This window comes from Bacillus cereus (assembly GCF_002577405.1).
In the GTDB taxonomy this organism is placed as follows: domain Bacteria; phylum Bacillota; class Bacilli; order Bacillales; family Bacillaceae_G; genus Bacillus_A; species Bacillus_A cereus_AU.
Window position 1 is genome coordinate 20,322 of the sequence record NZ_NULR01000015.1, and the last position, 19,637, is coordinate 39,958.

Below are 19,637 nucleotides of genomic sequence, written 5' to 3' on the forward strand. Positions count from 1 at the left end.
AGAAACATTAATTTAAGTTATAATATTTTTTGCATAAAAAGAAATGTTGTTTTTCATGTATACCTATTAAATGAATACTTTGTATTAAGTTTGGATTATGAGCGATTGGATCAGGGAAACGTATGTGGCCAGCAATGTCATCTTCGATTTTAGAAAGCATTTTTTCTAAATTCTTCGTTTCATTATCTAGCCCTTTAATTAACCTTTCAAATGAAATTTTACCTTCTATTCCTTTAGGTGGTACCAAAATAAAAGGTGCTTTCATTGGTTTGTTGTGTTTCTCTTTATATTCAGTATATATGTCCTTACTATGGGTTTTGTAAGGTGACTTTTTTCTTGCTGCAGCAATTGGTCTAGACAGTGGTAAATATAACTTATTTAATTGTCGAAATCGCCTAACCATTAAGTATAAATGATAATATGTTTCTCCAAAAGACCACTTATCCTTATAAGGCCGTTCCCATTCTTTGTTTTTGAAACACTGTATTTCATTGGCGAATTCTTCTCTTTGTTGATAAATTTTGTTAAAGTGATTAGTCATATAAATGCTCTGCATAATTCCCCCTGTGTATGTTAGTTAAAGTTTCTATAATTTGCGAATAGCACACTAACTTAATATTATAGTTAGTAAAGTTCTTTCCGCTTAACAAACACCAACTATAATTTTCGATAACCCCACGTACATAATGAAATAATTCACCATCAATTTCTGTTTCATCCTTAATAAAATAATTCCTTACTAAAGGTGAATTGATATTATTTTTAATATCGAATAAACTAATCCCTTTACATTTCACATAACTTTCTTTAAAAGTCCATGCATCTGTAAAAAAATTGATTTGTTCTCTTTGTGATAGAGTTAATACGTGTTTTAGTTCTTCTTGAGTAAAGAAGAATTGTGCTAACTCATGATTGCACCGCTTATATTCCTCAATATCAGCCCCTACGGCAGCATTATCACTGTAAGTACACATAACCCATTCATTACAATTTGAAATATTAAAGAAGCCTTTCGATAATAGAGGTTTCCCCCGCATATTATAGGTTATACTCAACGGATATTTCATTCTTTGTTTTGTGAACAGCACATACTGTATAAGTAAATCGCTGTACATAATATGAAGCTTTTTTTTAGGATGTGTAGTTTTTTTTAATCTCTGTATAGCTCGTTTAGTGAGAATTCTTCTTGATATAAGATTACTTTGGTTTTTATTTATCTTACAGAAGAAAATATCCATAATTAATCCTGAAAGTTCGATAATAAAATTGAGGCATTATGTCCACCAAACGCAAATGAATTATTTAAGAGCTTGCCACCATTATAATTGGATACCTCTTCTAGAAGAAGGTTAACGTCTATATCCTCTCCCACACTGTCTTTTGATACATTAATAGTGGGAATTAATTTTCCTTTTTTAATCATCATACAACATAATGCTGTTTCAATTGCTCCAGCAGCCCCTAAAGCATGTCCATGTAAAGATTTAGTCGAGGATACTAAAGGATTGTGATTAAATACTTCCTTTATAGCCTTTGATTCAGTTAAGTCGTTAAGTTTAGTAGATGTACCATGAGCGTTTATGTACTCTACCTCATCAGAACTACATTTAGCATCAATTAATGCATTTTCCATACATCTTGTAACACCATTGAGGTCAGGAGCCAATAATGAAGTAGCATCTGATGAACTTCCATAACCTTCTATTTCACAATAGATATGAACCCCACGCTCCTTTGCATGATTAAGCTCTTCAAGAATAAGAAAGGCCGCCCCTTCACTCATTACAAATCCAGATCTATCTTTTGAAAAAGGGACACTAGCTTTATCTAAGGATTTAGAGTTCGTCAAGGTTCTTAACTTTCTAAAAGCTTCTATAACTTGTGGAATAACACATGCTTCTGCTCCACCTGCTAATATTATTTTTTTGCTACCATTTTGAATTTTTTTAAATGCTTCTCCTATCGCTACTGTTCCTGAAGCACAGGCAATTGAATAAGCAAGAGATTCACCTTTTATACCTAAATCAATACTAATATTTGCTGTTATCATATTAATTAGATTTCTAGGTATCACAAGCATTGTCATTTGATCTACACCTTTTACAGCTGCAGTTCCAAACTCATCTGCGAGGGCACGAATGCCCCCAACAGAACTTCCAACAAACACAGAAACATTTTCATTATTTTCATCATTAATTAATAAATCTGCATCTTTAACGGCTTCTCTTGATGCAATTACGGCCATTTGAGTACAACGATCCATATACCGCTTATCCTTTGTCGTAAGTGGTTCATTAAAAATGTCATCTACTTCCCCAACAAATTTTGTATTTTCATATTTGGAAGGAATAATACCACTTTCAAGGTTAACAATACTTTCCCAGGAACTTTCTCTGGTAATACCATTTGGTGAAACAATACCTATTCCTGTTACCACGACTCTATTCATAAACTCGTCTACCTCCATTGTCATTTCAAATGCATTTCATTTTTGACCTTATTCTTATTAAGAAGAAGGTAAATACGGCAATTATCATTCCATTACTTGCAAATATAATGTTTAGATTATCAGTAACTCTAACAAAGTTGACAAAGTCAAACATAATTTGATCCAAAAATACTCTTACACCTATTCTTGATAGAAGGTATGATCCAATAATAGTTAGGACCGCAATAGGAAAGCTAAAGGCAAAATGCATTCTCATTAGTTCTTTTAATGAATAACCTTCTAATTTTAATGTCTTAATTGATTTGATACTATTTTGATAACTGAACTCAAGAAGTGAGTAAAGTAATGCAACTTGTAGAACTATAGCAAGCCCTAAAATAAGTGTGATCTGTTTGTTTATAACATCTAAGATATTTTTTCCGGAAGTTATTATCTCGTTCCTAGTCAATGTAGCTTCTATCCCGCTATCGTTAGCGTTATCATATGGGTTTGATAGAGCTACTGCAGGTACTGAATATGTTTCATGGTTGAACATTTCTCCGTTATCGGAAACTAAATATATATTACTCACTGTAGTAACATTGTTGACTTTATTAATTTTAAATGAGTAATCTTTTTGATTAGTTACATCTTTTAGTAGTAACTTATCTCCTACTTTTTTTCCATATTTATCAGAGAATGCTTGAGTAATTATTACATCTCCATCTGCCAGCTTGAGATTATAATTGTAATACTTAGAATCAGAACCGATTACATAAACACTTTGTGCAATACCATCTTCATCATGTAAGTTATATAGTTTAAACTCTTCACCCTTGATATCATGTTGATTAGGTGGATTTAAAAACAAAATTTCTTCAAAAATATTCTCTGATGCTAAGTCATCGACATACTTAGTTACAGAGTCTTTCAATAAAAACGAAAAATTAATCAGTAAACCTACAAAGAAAATCAGTACTATAAACAAAGCCATTTCCTTTTTATTTCTATTTATCCGCTTTAACCGATAGCGGTAAGTAAAAGGAATGAATTTCATGATTTTGCTACTTCTTTTTCTTATAGATTTAACTTTATTTTTCTTCTTTTTAAATTTTATATAAAACTGATAAACTAAAACAAAGTTAATCACTAAAACAATAGCTAACGAAAAAACTAAACATTCTGTCAATAAAATGTAATCAATTTTAAGAATTGGATAATTATATATTTGGCTATTCATTTGCATAATCGTCTCAATCAAAAATATACCGATTGTACCACCGATTAACCATGCAATTAAAAGTGTTAAGCTCGTTTCAGTTATATAATGTTTAAAAAGAATCCATTTATTAAAGCCTAACTTATTAAATGTTGCTAGGTTATTTGATTCTTTCTTGGATACTTCAAAATGGTAAACACTTAAAAGAACCCCAACTATTAGATATAGTAAGCATGTTAAAAGCAACGCAAGATCCCTTGGTGCTTTTGCATCACCTATTACTTGTTGTATCCTCGTGTTATTTTGAGAATCATTTATATAAGTTGGTTTAACGATTTTTGAAACCTCTTGAACATCTAGATTGCTAGTATAAGCATAATATGAAGAGAACTCATTACCGAATAGTCTTTGAAACGTTTCTTCATTTACAAATGCTATACCAAAAACTTCAGAATTAGCTTGCAACACTAGATTACTATTTTTGGTTGTAATATAATCAGGTGATATTGCAGTTCCAACTATTTTTAATTTTTCTCCATTAAAGGTCAATTCATCATTGAGCGCTAATTTATTTGCTTTTAAATAGTTATTGTCAATTAGAATCTCTTTATCGTTTTGAATATCACGACCGCTGGTCACTTGATATTTATTAATTTTTTTTCTTGACTGGAATATTCGAACTGTACTGCCGCCTTCCCTCACTTCCCCATTTTTAATTTGTTCGAAGGAAATATCCTTAAATTTCTCGTCAATATCGTCATTAGTTATAAATATACCGTCCTCTACGTTATATTCGCTGTTGAATTTTTCAACTGATTGGAGAACGCTACTTGTACCAACAAAAAAACTTATAAAGATACCAGTTGTAGCAAAAACAACAAGAAATATAACTAGAAACTTTAATTTATAAGTGTTTAATCTTCTCATTATGCGTTTTCTGAATTTTCTCTTTACATTTTGATCTACCATTCTAAATTCTCCGCTAACTCAATATCTTCATTTACCATATCATTAACCTTTTTCCCATCATGAATAGTAATAACACGATTGGAGATTTTCGTTATTTGTTCATTATGGGTTATAAGAACAATCGTAGTTTGATGACTTTGTTGCAGCTTTTGTAATACTGTTAGAACCTCCTTAGATGAATTCCCATCAAGTGCTCCCGTAGGTTCATCACAAAACAGTATTTTAGCTCTTTTCACTAAAGCTCTTAATATCGCAGCTTTTTGCTGTTGACCTCCGGAACATTGATTAGGAAATAAATTAATTGCTTTACGAATATCCCAATCATCGATAAGGTTTTCAATTTCCTCAGTAACACCATGTTCTAAATAGATATTCTCATGCAAGGTTAGATCATCAATTAAGTTATATTCTTGAAAAATAAAAGCAATATCATTTTTTCTAAAAACATTTACTTCTTTTTTAGAGAGATTACCTATATTTCTTTTGTTTACTTGAATTTCGCCTGAAGTAACACTCTCTAGTCCCGATAAACATTTGAGAAGTGTAGTTTTACCCGACCCAGATTTCCCAATAATTGTACAAAATTCACCCTTAGTTATACCTAAATCAATTCCTCTTAACACTTTTAATTCATTTTGCTTATTTGCATTAAAAACCTTGATAACGTTAGTAGCTTTAATCATTTGTACCTCCATATTTGTGTTTAATTGTAATAAAATACGAATAATATGTATCATCTGCTGGTGCAATTTCACTTACTTCAAATCCAGATGAATCTAGTAAAGTAAGGAAAAGATTCCACTGCTCCGCTTGAGCAAAATCAATAAGCATATTATTTAATACAACTTCAGCTTGGAGAATACTATTACAGATATCAAATTTATAGCGAGATATAAGATTCCAATCCTTATTATGCTTTGCCATTAGCTCTTGATAAATCTCAAAATTAGGATAATACTGACAAATCACAATAGAACCGTCCCTATGCAAAATTTCTTTTAGTCGCTTGAAGAGCTTTTCTTTTTCGTCTTGAGTAAGATAAAATAACATGTAGCTCATATTGATCATGTCAAATTTACATTCAAATGAAAGGTCTATAATGTCCTCGTTATGTATAACAACATTCGATTTATCTTTATATTTAGTTTGTAATTTTTCAAACACCTTTTTTTGTCTTTCTACACCAACAATTTGTTTATCATCAGAGCTCAAATGAACATCAATATAATTACCATTTCCACATCCAATATCAAGAATTGACTTAAATTGTTTTTGAGAAATAAAAGTTGCATAGTTTTCTTTTGTGTAAATATTAAACGCTAATTCTCCAAGATCTGTGTAAAAATCCTCTGAAAAGCTAGGAGATATTTGTTTAAAAAAATCCAATTTATTAATCTCTTGTAAATAGGTAAGGACCTCTTTAATATATACAAACTCTAATTTCCCCATTATTTTTCCTAATGTTGTATTATGTTCTGTATTAATTACACGCTCAATGAACTTGTAATCACTTTGTATTTTTTTTACAATCTTACTATAATTTTTGTCTTCAAATTCAACTAAGCTATTTCTGTCCTTTACTGCCAAAAGGTATTCTTGATTTAATGTGTATACATTCTCTTTTTGTGAAATCATCCCCAATTGGATACCTAAATCCATAAAGGAATAAAATATATTATGATGCATATTTCCTTTTGTCATTTCTTGAACATTATCAAAATTTTCATACATCTTCCTTAATACAATAAATCTTATATAATTTTTAACTTTTGAAAATAAAAGTAATTGGAATAAAGGAGTATCTCTTATCCCTACAATCTTAGATAATCGAACTAAAATGTTTATACGAATGGACTTCTCTGGTAACTTATAACGTTTGTTTGGAGAATATGATTGATACTTGCTCATTAACAAACTGTATTGCATTTAATAACCCCCTCTTCTTTTAAAATTAAGTGATAGGAAGCAGAAAGCTCCCTATCTATATAAATTTCCACGTAATTTATAAAGGTATTAACACGGACTCATTGTACGTAGATAAACTTTGAATGTTTTCTTTAATTACTTTTAAAGTCATATCCAGGTCTTCTCTTGAATGAGCAGCTGAAATAAAGAATCTTATTCTAGCTTCACTTTCTTTTACTGCAGGATAAATTATTGGCATCGCATTTATTCCATTTTTAAATAATATTTCCGAGAATTTAAGAGCTTCATCCGAGTTTCCAATGATTAAAGGTACTACTGGAGTGTCGTAGCTTTCACCTACATCAACGCCTAGTTTCTTTAATTCATTTAAGAAATACGTATGGTTTTCTTTTAAACTTACAAATAGACTTTCTTCATTTTCACAGATTGTTAATGACGCTAACGCTGCGGCTGCATTAGCTGGTGTCATTCCAACACTGAAAATAAATCCAGGTGAATTGAATCTTAAATATTTAATAAAGGATTTGCTACCAGCAATATATCCCCCACAACTATTAAGGGATTTACTTAATGTTCCCATTAGAATATCTACTGATTTAGGGTTAACATCATAATAACTTGTAACACCTCTACCATTCTTACCAATAGTACCGATTGAATGCGCTTCATCCACCATGAGAATAGCATTATACTTTTCTTTTATTCTGATTAGTTCTGGCAGTTTACAAATATCTCCATCCATGCTGTAAACACCTTCTACCACGATTAAAACCCTGCGGAATTTCGATCTTAGCTTTTTCAGCTCATCTTCTAGATGATCCATATCATTATGTTTAAACGGTTTCCGCTTCGCATTAGAAAGAATTGCACCTTGAATAATACTATTATGAGCCAATGCATCATGTAGAATTAAATCTTCTTGATTGACAATATTCCCTATAGTATTAACGTTAGTACTGTGTCCTCCCACCTGAATTAGAGCATCTTCTACATCTAAGAATTCAGCAATTTTTCTTTCAAGCTTTTGATGGATTTCAATTTCTCCGCTAAGTAACCTACTACCAGAAACACTCGTTCCATAACGATTTATCGCTTCAATGACGGCCTGGTTAATTATATTTGAACCATTAATACCGAGGTAATTGTAAGTGGAATAATTTATCTTCTCTTCCCCATCTATAATAATTCTATTTGATGCTATTCCATGGTTTTTTCTGAAATAAGGAATGTATTCTCTGCTTTTAAGATATTTATGAAACTCTTTAACTTCATTGAAATCATCCAGTAATGAAGCTGTCTCTTGATTCATTTCCATCCCTATTTCTTTATATATTAAACATAAAATATTATTTACAGTTGTATCCTCTTGTTGAAAAACTTCTTCCAAGTCGACTTCTTTCATCTCAGGAAAGTCTTGTACTACTAATCTATGAAAATCCATAATCATCATTGAGTCCAGGCCAAGGTTATTAACTAACGAATCAGTTACAGCAATATCACTTTGATCATAACCTGTTATTTCAGCCAAATGGCTAATGATTTTATCGTATACTTTATTCATGGTAAACCTCCATTATTCTTTTATGTTATAGCGAAATGATTTATTAAGAAGTTAGCAGCATTTACTGGACCATCAATATTTTCTAAAAGTTCCTGCATTTCTTTTGCCTTTTTATGCATCTCTTTATTTGTTAGAGAGAAGTCTATCAATTCACCAATTTTCTGAGTCGTAATATCTTTTCGTTTAAGTTCTAATGCATTACCAAAAAGAACACATTCATTTATATTGGCTTTTTGTTCTGCTTGCAGTCCAAGCCCAAGGAATGGTTTACCAGATAAACAAGCCGTTTGAACTGTACCTTCTCCACCATGAATAATAGATAAATCTATTATATTTCCCAATTTATGAGCGGGAAGTAAGTCACAAAGAATAATATTCTTGCTACTAGAAAAAATATTGCCACTAGACGCAAGTATTTTCTTCATTGGACATATAACTGTCACCGGAAGTTTCTTTAAAATATGTAAGAATTTCATGATAATTCCTTTACTTCCAGAGCTTCCCATCGCAAAATAAATAACAGGTTGATTTGAGGGAAGACTATATAGAAATGATGGTATGGGCATATCCAGTTTTGCATAAACCGGGCCAATATATTTATAGTTAGCAGGAAGATCGTCCACACCACTAATTTCAGGAATGGTTGTAATTAAATTATAATCAGCATCCAGTGCATCTATGGTGTATTTTGGAAGTTCTACTCCTTCTTCTTTTGCCAATTTAGAAAAAGACTTTGGTTTATAAGTAATACCTAAAGCAACCTTTTTATAGAGATTCATGGTGACTTTTTTAGGTAAGAAAGGCTTATTAATTATGGGAGGTAATTCTAGGTGTCCTTTTAATAAAAAAGTTCTGGTGTATGCTAATGGTTTAATATATACAAGTGGTGTTTGACAAGCTCTCGCTGAAATAAACATACTTAATGTAGTTCCAATAACGACAACCGCTGGACAGTAAGTATTTATAATTCTTTTCTCATTCTCAATTCGTTTTTTGAGATGTTCGTATGTAAAGGGATGTTTTATACCCTTCATCTGATCGACTTTCATGAGTTGAGTGATATCGTCTTCACTTAAGACTGGTTCAAGGTGGATAAATTCAAAGTTAGCTTTTTCAATAAGATAAGCATATTTTCTAGAGTAGCCTATAAATATGCAATGAAAATATTCAGAACATTTCTTTGCTACTTCTATTGATCTGGTAGTTTCGGCCAAGTTAAAAGTTTCTGGTGCAAAAATAATGTTTTTTTTAATTATTCTCACCCTCCTCAATCGTTTTTATATTATATACATATAAATAATTATATATAACACGAAGTTTAAATACAAGTTTTTACTTTTGTTACATTTATTACTAAAAAAAATCGTTAGTACGTTTTTTCAGTCACATAGATACCATAGCTTTAATTCTTACTTTTGACTTCATTTGTTTGTATCCTTCTAATATTTTAATACTAGGTATCAATATCTGCCAATGAATTAAAATAAAAATAATGGTAATTAAATGACCGCTGGAGATCCTGACAAACATCCATTAACTTAAGGATTTAGACTATTCTCTTATGTTAATAAGAAAGGGTGACGTGCTTTTTATGAATCAAACACAAGATTTGTCTTTATTTGCCTAAGAGTTATATTAATATATGTCTCCTACTACACTTCTACAAGCTAAAATTGGCGGATTATCTAAGATTTCATAAAAGCAAAACTAGCGCTGATAATAGCAGCCATAATGCCTAAAAGGCCACCTAGAACTATCTTTTATTTGAAAAATTGCTTCACAATAAGCCTTTTAAATTATTCCTCCTAGCATTCGTTTAACAAACAGATAGATAGATAGATAGATAACGAACAATGTGTAGTTGATAATAAATTCATGTTGTTTATAATGGAATTATATCGCTTTTTCCATAAAATTCAATTTACATTTAAGGTCTAAATGTAAGATAAAAAACAAAAGTATGAAATCTGTTGTCTATAATGACAATAACGAACGGGGAGGTATAAGATGTTGAAAAAAGCGGATCTGCGGATTATTCGAACAAAGAAATTTATATATGATGCTTTTATCAAACTGATAGCGGAAAAGGGATACGATGCTATTACCATTCAAGATATTGCAGATGAGGCACTCATCAATCGGGCAACATTTTACTCACATTACAGGGATAAACAAGATTTGTTAACAAAGCTTAGCGAGAGTGCACTAGAAGAGTTGACAAGTAAGATGGTCCTATATGCCCATGTGCAGGGACATCAAATAGATTTTTCGAAACTCGAGGAAGTTTTACAATCGATATTTGAATGTATGGTAAAACATGCAGACTTTTATAAAACCATGTTTGGGCCTCATGGCATTCATGATTTTAACCTACAAATGCAGCAGACTATTATGGATAATCTTGAACGAAATTACATTGAGCTTAAAATTGGAGAACATGACTCAGATATTCCAAAGGATATGGTATTACGTTTCTTCACTTCCTGTGTTGTTGGGATGGCAATTTGGTGGCTTCAAAATGACATGAAATATTCACCAAAATATACTGCACAACAGTTAGTGAAGCTTATGACTAAAGGACCCTTTTGTGCAGTAGGTTTTACTTTTTTTAATGAGCGCTAGAAAGAGCAACTGTGCCGGGAAGTGCAAAGTTTTTTTCTAATAAATGTATTAAAAAGAAACACGAAGTTTTTTTTAATTCTGTGTTTCTACAATTTTCCGCTGCTTGATTGCTCAATAAAGAGAACTTTACAAAGAAAGGAATAAAGTATCCTGGTTCTGGTGCAAAAAATACTCGATAGAAACATAGAGTGTCACTTTCCTTTAAATTGCTAGCTTATGAAGCTAGTCCAAACAATTTATGAATAAATTCTTTTTGATTTTGGACAGACTTTTCCCTTTGGAGAGTCTGTCCTTTTTTCATCATGTGCATGGCCTCTATCCCCGCAATAATTCGTTTAGCAGTTCGCAAGGACTTTAACCCCAGCATCGGGCGAATTCGTTTTTTAATGAAGCGGTGATCCTGCTCTACGATATTGTTGAGATATTTCCCTTGTCTTAGTTGGATGCCTTCAGGCATCTGCTTTTTTTTAACTCTTGAATAGCGATGGGATAAGCTGGGTTCTTACCTACAGTTATTACACGAGGCTTAGAAACGTGCGAAAAAGCCAAGGCTTTCTTAAAAAAGCGCTTGGCTGCTTGTTTATCCTTTGATTCACTTAGATAAAAATCCCTTCTGAATCAACGGCACGATACAGATACAGCCATTGACCTTTGACTTTCACATAGGTTTCATCGACTCTCCAGGAATCATTGGTTGACTGAAGATTACGCCGTACTCGTTCATCTAATTCAGGTCCATATTGATGTACCCAACGCATGATGGTTGTATGAGCAATAGATAGTCCGCGTTCTTCCATCATTTCCACCAAATCACGAAAACTGAGGCTGTACCGTAGGTACCATCTCACGGTTAATAAAATAATATTAGGCTGATAATGTTGCCATTTGAATTCTACTGGTTTTTTCATACCGATACACGTCCTTTTTAGTTTGGTATTATCAGTATGTCTAAGTTTACTAGATTTCTTGCACCAGAACCAGATCTGGTTTTATGGTCTATTAAAAACTCTTAAGTCGATGGATATGGAGGTCAGCCCAGATACGTGTAAATCCAGAATCTTTTCAAGATGGAACAGAAAAAAAAGCAGTCTTTAAGAATATTTTTAGGTTTACATAGTTATCAATAATAAGTATTATGTAAATTTGATTAATACCTAAATACCTTTAAAAAATAAATATTCTAGTAACTGATGTTTAATGTGGAAATGGTAACTCGCAAAATAAATGTCGAATTTAACGGAAAATTGTATATTTTTGTTGTTTTATTTTTATTTTCATGCTAGACTTATAATTACAAAGAAAGAGTATACAAAAACCCTTAGCGATATAATTATCTGAATTTTTAGTTTTATTTGTTGGTTTGCTTTACATCATTGACATGTGTGTATGTATTTTTTCCTCCACTCTTTCTTTGCTGTGCCCTTTAGAAAAAAACAACTTGTCTTTGTTCAAGTTGTTTTTTTTCTGTAAAGATTTCATTTATTGTTTATGATAGTTGAGGTAGTAATTCAAAAAAGTATCTATCAGGAACATAGTTTTTAAAGCGGGGTTTTGGAAAGCATTTTTATGAAAAATTGGCAGGAATCATTTAAAAATTAAAATAACCCCTCTTTTCTGTGTACCTCGACACATTTAATTTGTATAATACAAAAACTAAGAAAATTAAAAAAATAAATACATATGCATGTTTACATAAATAGGGGTGAGAGAATATGTACAAACTGACCGAGATTATTGACGTAAAAGAAATACAAACTATGGCAGAACACTTTTATCTTTTAACACAGATTTCACATCAGCTGCTTGATTGCAACGGAGGAATCATATTTCATTACGGCACACCATCCTCTGATATACATTTACATACAAAAATTCATGTCCCTATTATATTCAATGAAAATACGATTGGTGATTTTGTGATTTTGTCACCTAAAGATAGTATTGAGTCTTGCACTATATACTTTAAATCCCTTGCAACGATTATAACGAATAAAGGAATGAATACATTACAGCAAGTGCAGAAAGATCAATCTATCCCTGCTGAAAAATTATATACGATTTTACACAACATGCCCGTTATGGTTGATGCTTGTGATGAAGAAGGGAATATTGTCATATGGAACCGAGAGTGTGAACTTGTAACAGGTTATAGTGCTGCTGAAATTATTAACAATCCTTGCGCGTTAGAGCTACTTTATCCAGATGAAACGTATCGGAACCAGTTACTTCATGGATTTTCTGAACTCGGTAAAAACTTTCGTGATTGGGAAATGACACTTACTTGTAAAAACGGTGATGAAAAAACAATCCTGTGGTCAAACCTTTCAGAAGAGTTCCCTGTTCCTGGATACAGTCACTGGGCAGTTGGTATTGATATTACGCATCGGAAACAGGTAGAAGAAAAACTTATAGAAAAATCTTCAGAGTTAGAATTAATTTTTAAAGCACTCCCAGACTTATGTTTTTTAACAAGACTTGACGGAGTAATCGTTGATTATAAAGCCGGCTGTCCATCAAGATTTTATGTACCTGTCGAACAATTTATGTATAAAAAATTTCAGGATGTGTTACCTTTAGATGTTGCCCTGCAGCTACAAGAAGCAATTGCAAGGGTACAGCAGAATAATTCCATAGAAATTGTAGAATACTCCTTGCTCATGCATAATAGTATTTACTTTTTTGAAGCACGATGTTTACCGCTATTAACAGATAAAGTGATGGTTATGGTTCGCGATATTACAGAGCGGAAAAAGACAGAGGAATTATTAAATAAATCAGATAAATTAGCTACTGTCGGTCAACTCGCTGCAGGGGTTGCACATGAAGTGCGAAACCCACTCACTGTTATTAAAGGATTTATACAATTATTAGAGATACAAATGAAAAATGAATCAAAATATTTTCAACTCATACTTTCTGAAATTGAGCACATTGAATCTATTATTCATGAATTTTTATCGATTGCTAAGCCTGAGGTATGTTCTTTTGAACAAGAGAGCATCGATGTAATTTTAAAAAAAGTTGTATCATTAATTAACACAAAGGCAATTATGACAAATATTCATGTCACATTCCAAACGGATCCTGACGTTGTATATATTGATTGTTGTAAAAAACAATTAAAACAAGTGTTTATCAATGTTTTACAAAATTCGATTGAAGCAATGCCACATGGGGGAGACATAATCATTACCACTAAGAAAGTAAGTAACAATGAGGTGGAAATTTGTATTTCAGATGAGGGAATTGGTATTCCAGAAGAAAGAATTGCAAAACTTGCTGAACCTTTTTATAGTACGAAAGAAAAAGGAACAGGTCTCGGTTTAATGATTAGTTACAAAATTATTGAAAGTCATCAGGGAAGAATTTGTATAACAAGTAAAGTTGGAGTAGGAACCTCGGTGTACATTTATTTACCGCTTTTGCAAAATGTTTAAATACTGACTTAAATGAAATTATGGCATGTTATTTTGGGATTACATGTGTACAAGCGGCCTCGTGAGTATACCCAAAAATTTTTCCAACAAAAAAATCCCCGTAAAGCATATACACTTTACGGGGAGAGTCTGTTTTCTATTTTATTATATACGTACAGCCGTACCACTTACAGCAACCATTAACATACCATCACGAACAACTTCGTAGTCTACGTCAACACCAACGATGGCATTAGCACCTTTTTGTCTTGCAAGTTCTTTCATTTCATCCATTGCAATATCACGTGCTTCTTTTAATTTACTTTCATAAGCACCAGCACGACCACCGACAACATCACGAACTGAAGCGAATAAATCGCGAACAATATTTGCACCCATAATAGCTTCACCATTTACAATATCAATATATTCACTAATTTCTTTCCCTTGAATTCCCTGCGTCGTTGTTACAATCATGATTGACACTCTCCTATAACTTATAATTTTTAATTGGCGTTTCTTATGTCTTTATTATGACATGGAAAAAATAGCTAAACTATCTAATAACCTTACAGGAATATGACATTTTTGTAAGGAAGATTTACTCATTTTCTATTCGGATTTCTGTAAAACATGACCATTTTCTGACCAATCTTGTCGGGATAGATATACTAATTCCGTAATTGTTGGCTTTCTATCAAGCTCTAGCAATAGAAAGTCTTGCTGATTGCAAGACTCATCTCCTCATTCCATCCAATTGTGTATCGACTATCCTCTGAAACAAGTAAACTTGTATGATCAATTTTGACAACACATTTTACTAACCTCTGTTTTACTTCCGATTGTAATTTCTTGTTTGCTTCTTCTAAAGAATGTGCTGGAATAATCGCTGATTGTAAGTCTGTTACCTTGCCATCATACATCAAAGGAAAATCAATTTCATATCGATGTATCATGATTTCCCCACTTCCTTTCCAATAGTACGCTTACAACTCATCCTTACATGCTTTTTATTTTCGTATATTTTTACAATTACACTATGTTTCTTCACAATCCTCGCTAACCCTGCCAAAATAACCTTTAAAAAATCATTCTCAAACCCTTTTTTTCGAAATTTCATTTAAGCTACTTAAAATCCCGAATAACAAACATAATCTAATTCGATACCAAACATATTAACGGTTCATTAGAAATCGATTACAAATAAATCTGAAATGTGATTTTCTCTGGAATGGAAACTTTTTGTGCTGAAAATTATATAAATATTGTTATCCAACACACCAAATTGGTAGCCCTGGTAAAAAGGGGCTAAATTTTTATCACTACTCATATCTCCCCCAAAAAAATAGCCTTATGATTTAGAATAATAGGACTAATTATGATGCAATTTGTAGGATTTTTATACTTTTTGTCGAATACATGTAAAAAGGAGGGAATATGGCATGCTGTTCACAGGATTCTTCATTAATCTATCTATTTTTTCTTTCCTAGCTAGTTCAGCTATTTTTATTCAAGTATTTATACGGAAAATGGATAATAAATTTATCCATTTATTTTTGGGGACATATGCAGGGATCATAGCTGCTATTTTGATGATTTTTAATTTTAAGCACATGGGATTGTTTTATGACTTGCGAGCCGTTCCTCTTATTATTTCGTTTATTTATTTTGGTCGTAGAGCTGGTTGGATTACGTTAATGTTTATTTTATTTATGCGTATTTTCTACCTTGGTGGTGATTGGGGACCAGCTTTGATAGCTGCTTTAGGAATTGCTACTATATATACTATATTCAAAACATATCTCAAAAATACCCATCCCTTTAAAAGCGTCTTTCTTTATCTAGCTGTTTATCTAGCCATAATTCATGGGGTATTTGGATTCTTTTTTCCTTCTATCTCACTTATACTTCTTGACATCCAAGGTACATTATTTATATCTTGCGGACTCTTAATTGGTGTTTTTCTTATGGAATCCTATCAAAAATTATATTACTTAACACAAGACCTAGCTAAAGCGAATGAAACTTTACTAGAATCAAAGCGAGAATTAAGGGATACCGTACATGAACTACAAGGAGGTATTGTTAAATTTAAAAAAGTAAATGGGAATTTTATTCATACTCTGTGTGATGGACAATTATTTTATCAACAAGGATTTCACTCTGAACAAGTTGTAGGGAAGCTTTTACCTACTATCGATTCTTCCATTATTCCATCCCATTTAGTTCCTCGATTACTAAAGTATTATCAACAGGCATGGGATGGTGAAGAAGTAACTTTCGAACTACCATGGCCAAATGATGAGACTATGATACTTTTCTCTCTTAGGCCAGTTAAAAGAGAGGGAACAGTGGTTGAGGTGGTTGGTTCTACTGTTGATATAACGAAAAGAATAAATGCGGAAAATGAACTAAAGGTAACGAAAGAACGACTGGAATCGTTTATTAATCATAACGTAGATGCTATCACTATATTTGATTTAGATGGACATATGTTGCAAGCGAATAAAGCTTATGAGAAGATATTTGGTTGGTCAGAAAAAGAATCAGTAGGAAAAAAATTACCTTGCGTACCTGATTTTTTAATGAATGAAACTTTAGAGTTAATCAAAAATATTAGTAATACCAATATACAAGATCTTGATATTACTAGGTTAGAAACAGTTAGACAACGAAAAGATAAAACTCTAATTGATGTAAACGTGACGGTTTCACCAATTCTAGATTTAAGGGGCAATATAATTGCTTTATCAGGAATTTGTAGAGACATTTCTGAAAGGAAACAAGCAGAAAGAGAACGCCGTCAATTACATCAACAATTAAGAGACAGTGAAATGAAATACCGTGCGCTCATCGAACAAGCAACTGACGCAGTATATGTAATAGAGCTAAATGAGGATCAACTTCCGGCTCGATTTATTGAGGTAAATCCTGTTGCGTGTAAAAGATTTGGATATAGTAGAGAAGAGCTTCTTTCGATGCCATTTCCTAGTAACGTTCCGCCAGATTCTCCGATAATCAAAAGAGTGATAGAAAAATTTAGAGAAGGACAGACTTCTTTCACTTTGCAAGATGAATTTGTTTTTCCGACAGGAAGAACAATAACAACTGAATTTGGTGTCCGTGTTTTTAACTTGAATGGCAAAAATGTTTTCTTAAGTATCTCTCGAGATATCACAGAACGGCTAAAAACAGAGGAATTATTACGAAAATCAGAGAAACTTGCTGTAGTAGGTCAATTATCCACTGCAATTGCTCATGAAATTAAAAATCCTTTAACAGCAATGAAAGGATTCATGCAGTTATTAAAATCAATGGAAAATAAGAACACTGAGCATTATATAGATATAGTGTTAGCAGAGGTTGAACGTATAGATAGTATTACTAATGAATTTATGACATTAGCAAAACCTGAGGCATTAGAAATTAAAACTAATGACCTGAATGTATTAATGAAGCAAATTGTAATGTTACTTGAACCTCAGGCGATAATGAATTGCATACAAATTACAACTAAGTTTACATCTGATACTTCATTTATACTTTGTGAAGAAAATCAATTGAAGCAAGCTTTTATAAATATCTTAAAAAATGCGATTGAGGCAACACCAATGGGAGGGGAAATCTTAATTCAAATCGAATATGTGCCTGATCAAAACCAGGTAAACATTCGATTTACTGATTATGGGTGTGGAATTGAACAGGAACGTATACCTTACCTAGGAGAACCATTTTATAGTCTCAAAGAAAATGGTATCGGTTTAGGATTAATGATCTGTTATAAAATTATTGAGAAGCACCAAGGAAAGATACTTATTGAAAGTGAAGTAGGAAAAGGAACAACAGTTAATATAAATCTTCCTATATCTACTCTCGAAAAAGAAAACTCTTATTCATCTTCTTAGATACATCCTAGAATCATGAAGTACAATTATATAATTTATTAAATTTTCCCCTTTAGATTTAATTATCTAAAGGGTTATCTGTTTATATTAAGAAAATCTCATATTGTACCCTCGCCATTTAGCAGTTTTACGAACTGTTTGAAGTAGGGACTTCTTGGGAGGTATAAAATTTCTAATAATCTTAAATATAGAAATTTCCCTATTTCCACAAGTAGATATTTCCATATATCCCTACTTTCGTTATCATAAACAGCGAAGATATTCCTGTGTCTTCAACTAATAGTTAGCAAAAACAAGTGAATCCGTAGGAGTAAAACAAATTTAAAAACCAACAAAGCAATAATACAACTCTATCAAAATTACAATAAAAGGAGCTAGTCTGTGAATAAATATTATATGAGTGCTATCTTAAGTATTGTACTTTCTGTTGTATTATTTACATTTAATTACTATCAGACTAAAAGAGGAGGAGTAATATTCGCTTTTAGTATAGGAGCGAGTGTTATATTTCTAGCTGATGGTGTATTGAATGAAGGTCAACACAAAAAACACAATTGATTTTGAAGTAAATCGAAGATGAATCACCTTAATAAGATGATTCATCTTTTTTATAAAAACTTAAGGAATCCAAAATTAAAACCCACACATTTTGATCAAACTTTTTTCAAAATGTGTGGGTTTCCTCTATTTATAAATCAATATTTGTAGCAATACTTTGATCAAGCTATAATTCAAACCAACATAACCATTCTTTTTATCTCATTCGTTGACGAACAAATACGAATCCACCTAAAGCCACCAACAACATTCCTACAATATATGAAATCATCTCCATTGATGTTCCACCTGTGTTAGGAAGCCATACTGATGTCTTAGTATTTTCTTTAGTTGGTGGAATTTTTGAATCTGTGCTCGGGTCTTTTGGATCTGTGCTTGGATTTTTTGGATCTACGCTCGGATCTTTCGGATCTACGCTCGGATCTTTTGGATCTACGTTCGGATCTTTTGGATTTTCCTTTATCTTTGTATTCGTAATATCATAACCTTTTACTTCCGATTTATATCCATCCACTGGTTGTTCTTTTACTTCATACTTATATACCTTACCTTCGGCATCATATGCCGCTAAATCTGTAAACGCATATTTCCATTCGCTTGCTGCGCTTACTTCTTTTGTCGCAACTACTTGGTCATTTTGTAGTAGGTCGACCTTGATCATTGCCGGACGATCTTTCGCATTGTCGTCCTTCCATGTCTTCGTTCCTTCTACCGTTGTTTGACCTACTTTTGTATTCGTAATGTCATAACCTTTTACTTCCGATTTATATCCATCCACTGGTTGTTCTTTTACTTCATACTTATATACCTTACCTTCGGCATCATATGCCGCTAAGTCTTTAAATCCATATTTCCAACCTGTTGCTGCACTTACTTCTTGCGTCGCAACTACTTGGCCATTTTGTAGTAGGTCGACCTTGATCATTGCCGGACGATCTTTCGCATTGTCGTCCTTCCATGTCTTCGTTCCTTCTACTGTTGTTTGGCCAACCTTTGTATTTGTAATGTCATAACCGTGAACTTCCGATTTATA

15 protein-coding genes and 1 pseudogene are annotated in these 19,637 nt (G+C 32.2%); 4 read left to right on the forward strand and 12 right to left on the reverse strand.

The genetic code is table 11. The features are described 5' to 3' along the window. Positions 1-7: 7 nt before the first annotated feature. The 8 genes from COC96_RS19825 to COC96_RS19860 all read right to left on the reverse strand — a co-directional run bounded on the left by COC96_RS19825 (position 8) and on the right by COC96_RS19860 (position 9,365). A complete protein-coding gene (locus tag COC96_RS19825) occupies positions 8-556 on the reverse strand; it encodes a DinB family protein (RefSeq protein WP_255287931.1) in 549 nt (182 codons plus the stop codon). Continuing rightward, complete coding sequence (locus tag COC96_RS19830; protein WP_098769215.1) at positions 534-1,238, reverse strand: 4'-phosphopantetheinyl transferase family protein; 705 nt, start codon at positions 1,236-1,238, stop codon at positions 534-536. The genes COC96_RS19825 and COC96_RS19830 overlap by 23 nt, the downstream gene beginning before the upstream one ends. 2 nt (positions 1,239-1,240) lie before the next feature. Then, positions 1,241-2,449: a beta-ketoacyl-[acyl-carrier-protein] synthase family protein gene (locus COC96_RS19835; RefSeq protein ID WP_098268903.1), complete on the reverse strand. Its 1,209-nt coding sequence runs from the start codon at positions 2,447-2,449 to the stop codon at positions 1,241-1,243. A 25-nt stretch (positions 2,450-2,474) separates the two neighbouring features. After that, a complete protein-coding gene (locus tag COC96_RS19840; RefSeq protein ID WP_098769216.1) occupies positions 2,475-4,616 on the reverse strand; it encodes an ABC transporter permease in 2,142 nt (713 codons plus the stop codon). Further along, a complete protein-coding gene (locus COC96_RS19845) occupies positions 4,610-5,299 on the reverse strand; it encodes an ABC transporter ATP-binding protein (RefSeq protein WP_098268901.1) in 690 nt (229 codons plus the stop codon). Before COC96_RS19845 ends, COC96_RS19840 begins: the two co-directional genes overlap by 7 nt. Continuing rightward, positions 5,292-6,542: a class I SAM-dependent methyltransferase gene (locus COC96_RS19850; RefSeq protein ID WP_098268900.1), complete on the reverse strand. Its 1,251-nt coding sequence runs from the start codon at positions 6,540-6,542 to the stop codon at positions 5,292-5,294. The genes COC96_RS19845 and COC96_RS19850 overlap by 8 nt, the downstream gene beginning before the upstream one ends. Before the next feature lie 76 nt (positions 6,543-6,618). Then, positions 6,619-8,103, reverse strand: coding sequence for an aminotransferase class I/II-fold pyridoxal phosphate-dependent enzyme (locus COC96_RS19855; protein ID WP_098268899.1), 1,485 nt, complete (start codon positions 8,101-8,103; stop codon positions 6,619-6,621). A 20-nt stretch (positions 8,104-8,123) separates the two neighbouring features. Then, entirely contained in the window at positions 8,124-9,365 is a 1,242-nt protein-coding gene (locus COC96_RS19860; RefSeq protein WP_098769217.1) for a glycosyltransferase, read from the reverse strand. Positions 9,366-10,110: 745 nt separating this feature from the next. Between COC96_RS19860 and COC96_RS19865 the strand changes: the two genes are divergently transcribed. Next, on the forward strand, positions 10,111-10,725 hold the full coding sequence (locus COC96_RS19865; protein WP_070129429.1) for a TetR/AcrR family transcriptional regulator: 615 nt from the start codon (positions 10,111-10,113) through the stop codon (positions 10,723-10,725). 214 nt (positions 10,726-10,939) lie between these two features. Here the strand turns inward: COC96_RS19865 and COC96_RS19870 are convergent. Next, positions 10,940-11,633: pseudogene (locus COC96_RS19870) on the reverse strand (IS6 family transposase). 804 nt (positions 11,634-12,437) lie between these two features. Between COC96_RS19870 and COC96_RS19875 the strand changes: the two are divergent. Beyond that, entirely contained in the window at positions 12,438-14,162 is a 1,725-nt protein-coding gene (locus COC96_RS19875; RefSeq protein ID WP_098769218.1) for a PAS domain-containing sensor histidine kinase, read from the forward strand. A 144-nt stretch (positions 14,163-14,306) separates the two neighbouring features. Here COC96_RS19875 and COC96_RS19880 read toward each other — a convergent pair whose 3' ends face one another. Further along, on the reverse strand, positions 14,307-14,618 hold the full coding sequence (locus COC96_RS19880; RefSeq protein WP_000637500.1) for a heavy metal-binding domain-containing protein: 312 nt from the start codon (positions 14,616-14,618) through the stop codon (positions 14,307-14,309). A gap of 227 nt (positions 14,619-14,845) precedes the next feature. Beyond that, positions 14,846-15,097 (reverse strand): hypothetical protein, encoded by a 252-nt coding sequence (locus tag COC96_RS19885; RefSeq protein ID WP_098769219.1) that lies wholly within the window; start codon positions 15,095-15,097, stop codon positions 14,846-14,848. Between the two features lie 486 nt (positions 15,098-15,583). On the opposite strand from COC96_RS19885, the gene COC96_RS19890 reads away from it, so the two are divergent. Then, complete coding sequence (locus tag COC96_RS19890) at positions 15,584-18,046, forward strand: PAS domain S-box protein (protein WP_098769220.1); 2,463 nt, start codon at positions 15,584-15,586, stop codon at positions 18,044-18,046. A gap of 381 nt (positions 18,047-18,427) precedes the next feature. Beyond that, complete coding sequence (locus COC96_RS27620; RefSeq protein ID WP_176538789.1) at positions 18,428-18,604, forward strand: hypothetical protein; 177 nt, start codon at positions 18,428-18,430, stop codon at positions 18,602-18,604. Between the two features lie 196 nt (positions 18,605-18,800). Here the strand turns inward: COC96_RS27620 and COC96_RS19895 are convergent. After that, positions 18,801-19,637, reverse strand: an 837-nt coding sequence (locus COC96_RS19895; RefSeq protein ID WP_098769221.1) for a Cna B-type domain-containing protein, incomplete at its 5' end; no start/stop codon positions are given.

Coding starts and splice junctions, on each gene's coding strand:
- COC96_RS19850 (WP_098268900.1), bottom strand. CDS start 6,542: ATGCAATACAGTTTGTTAATGAGCAAGTATCAATCATATTCTCCAAAC.
- COC96_RS19835 (WP_098268903.1), bottom strand. CDS start 2,449: ATGAATAGAGTCGTGGTAACAGGAATAGGTATTGTTTCACCAAATGGT.
- COC96_RS19865 (WP_070129429.1), top strand. CDS start 10,111: ATGTTGAAAAAAGCGGATCTGCGGATTATTCGAACAAAGAAATTTATA.
- COC96_RS19885 (WP_098769219.1), bottom strand. CDS start 15,097: ATGATACATCGATATGAAATTGATTTTCCTTTGATGTATGATGGCAAG.
- COC96_RS19845 (WP_098268901.1), bottom strand. CDS start 5,299: ATGATTAAAGCTACTAACGTTATCAAGGTTTTTAATGCAAATAAGCAA.
- COC96_RS19830 (WP_098769215.1), bottom strand. CDS start 1,238: ATGGATATTTTCTTCTGTAAGATAAATAAAAACCAAAGTAATCTTATA.
- COC96_RS19880 (WP_000637500.1), bottom strand. CDS start 14,618: ATGATTGTAACAACGACGCAGGGAATTCAAGGGAAAGAAATTAGTGAA.
- COC96_RS19825 (WP_255287931.1), bottom strand. CDS start 556: ATGCAGAGCATTTATATGACTAATCACTTTAACAAAATTTATCAACAA.
- COC96_RS19855 (WP_098268899.1), bottom strand. CDS start 8,103: ATGAATAAAGTATACGATAAAATCATTAGCCATTTGGCTGAAATAACA.
- COC96_RS19890 (WP_098769220.1), top strand. CDS start 15,584: ATGCTGTTCACAGGATTCTTCATTAATCTATCTATTTTTTCTTTCCTA.
- COC96_RS19875 (WP_098769218.1), top strand. CDS start 12,438: ATGTACAAACTGACCGAGATTATTGACGTAAAAGAAATACAAACTATG.
- COC96_RS19840 (WP_098769216.1), bottom strand. CDS start 4,616: ATGGTAGATCAAAATGTAAAGAGAAAATTCAGAAAACGCATAATGAGA.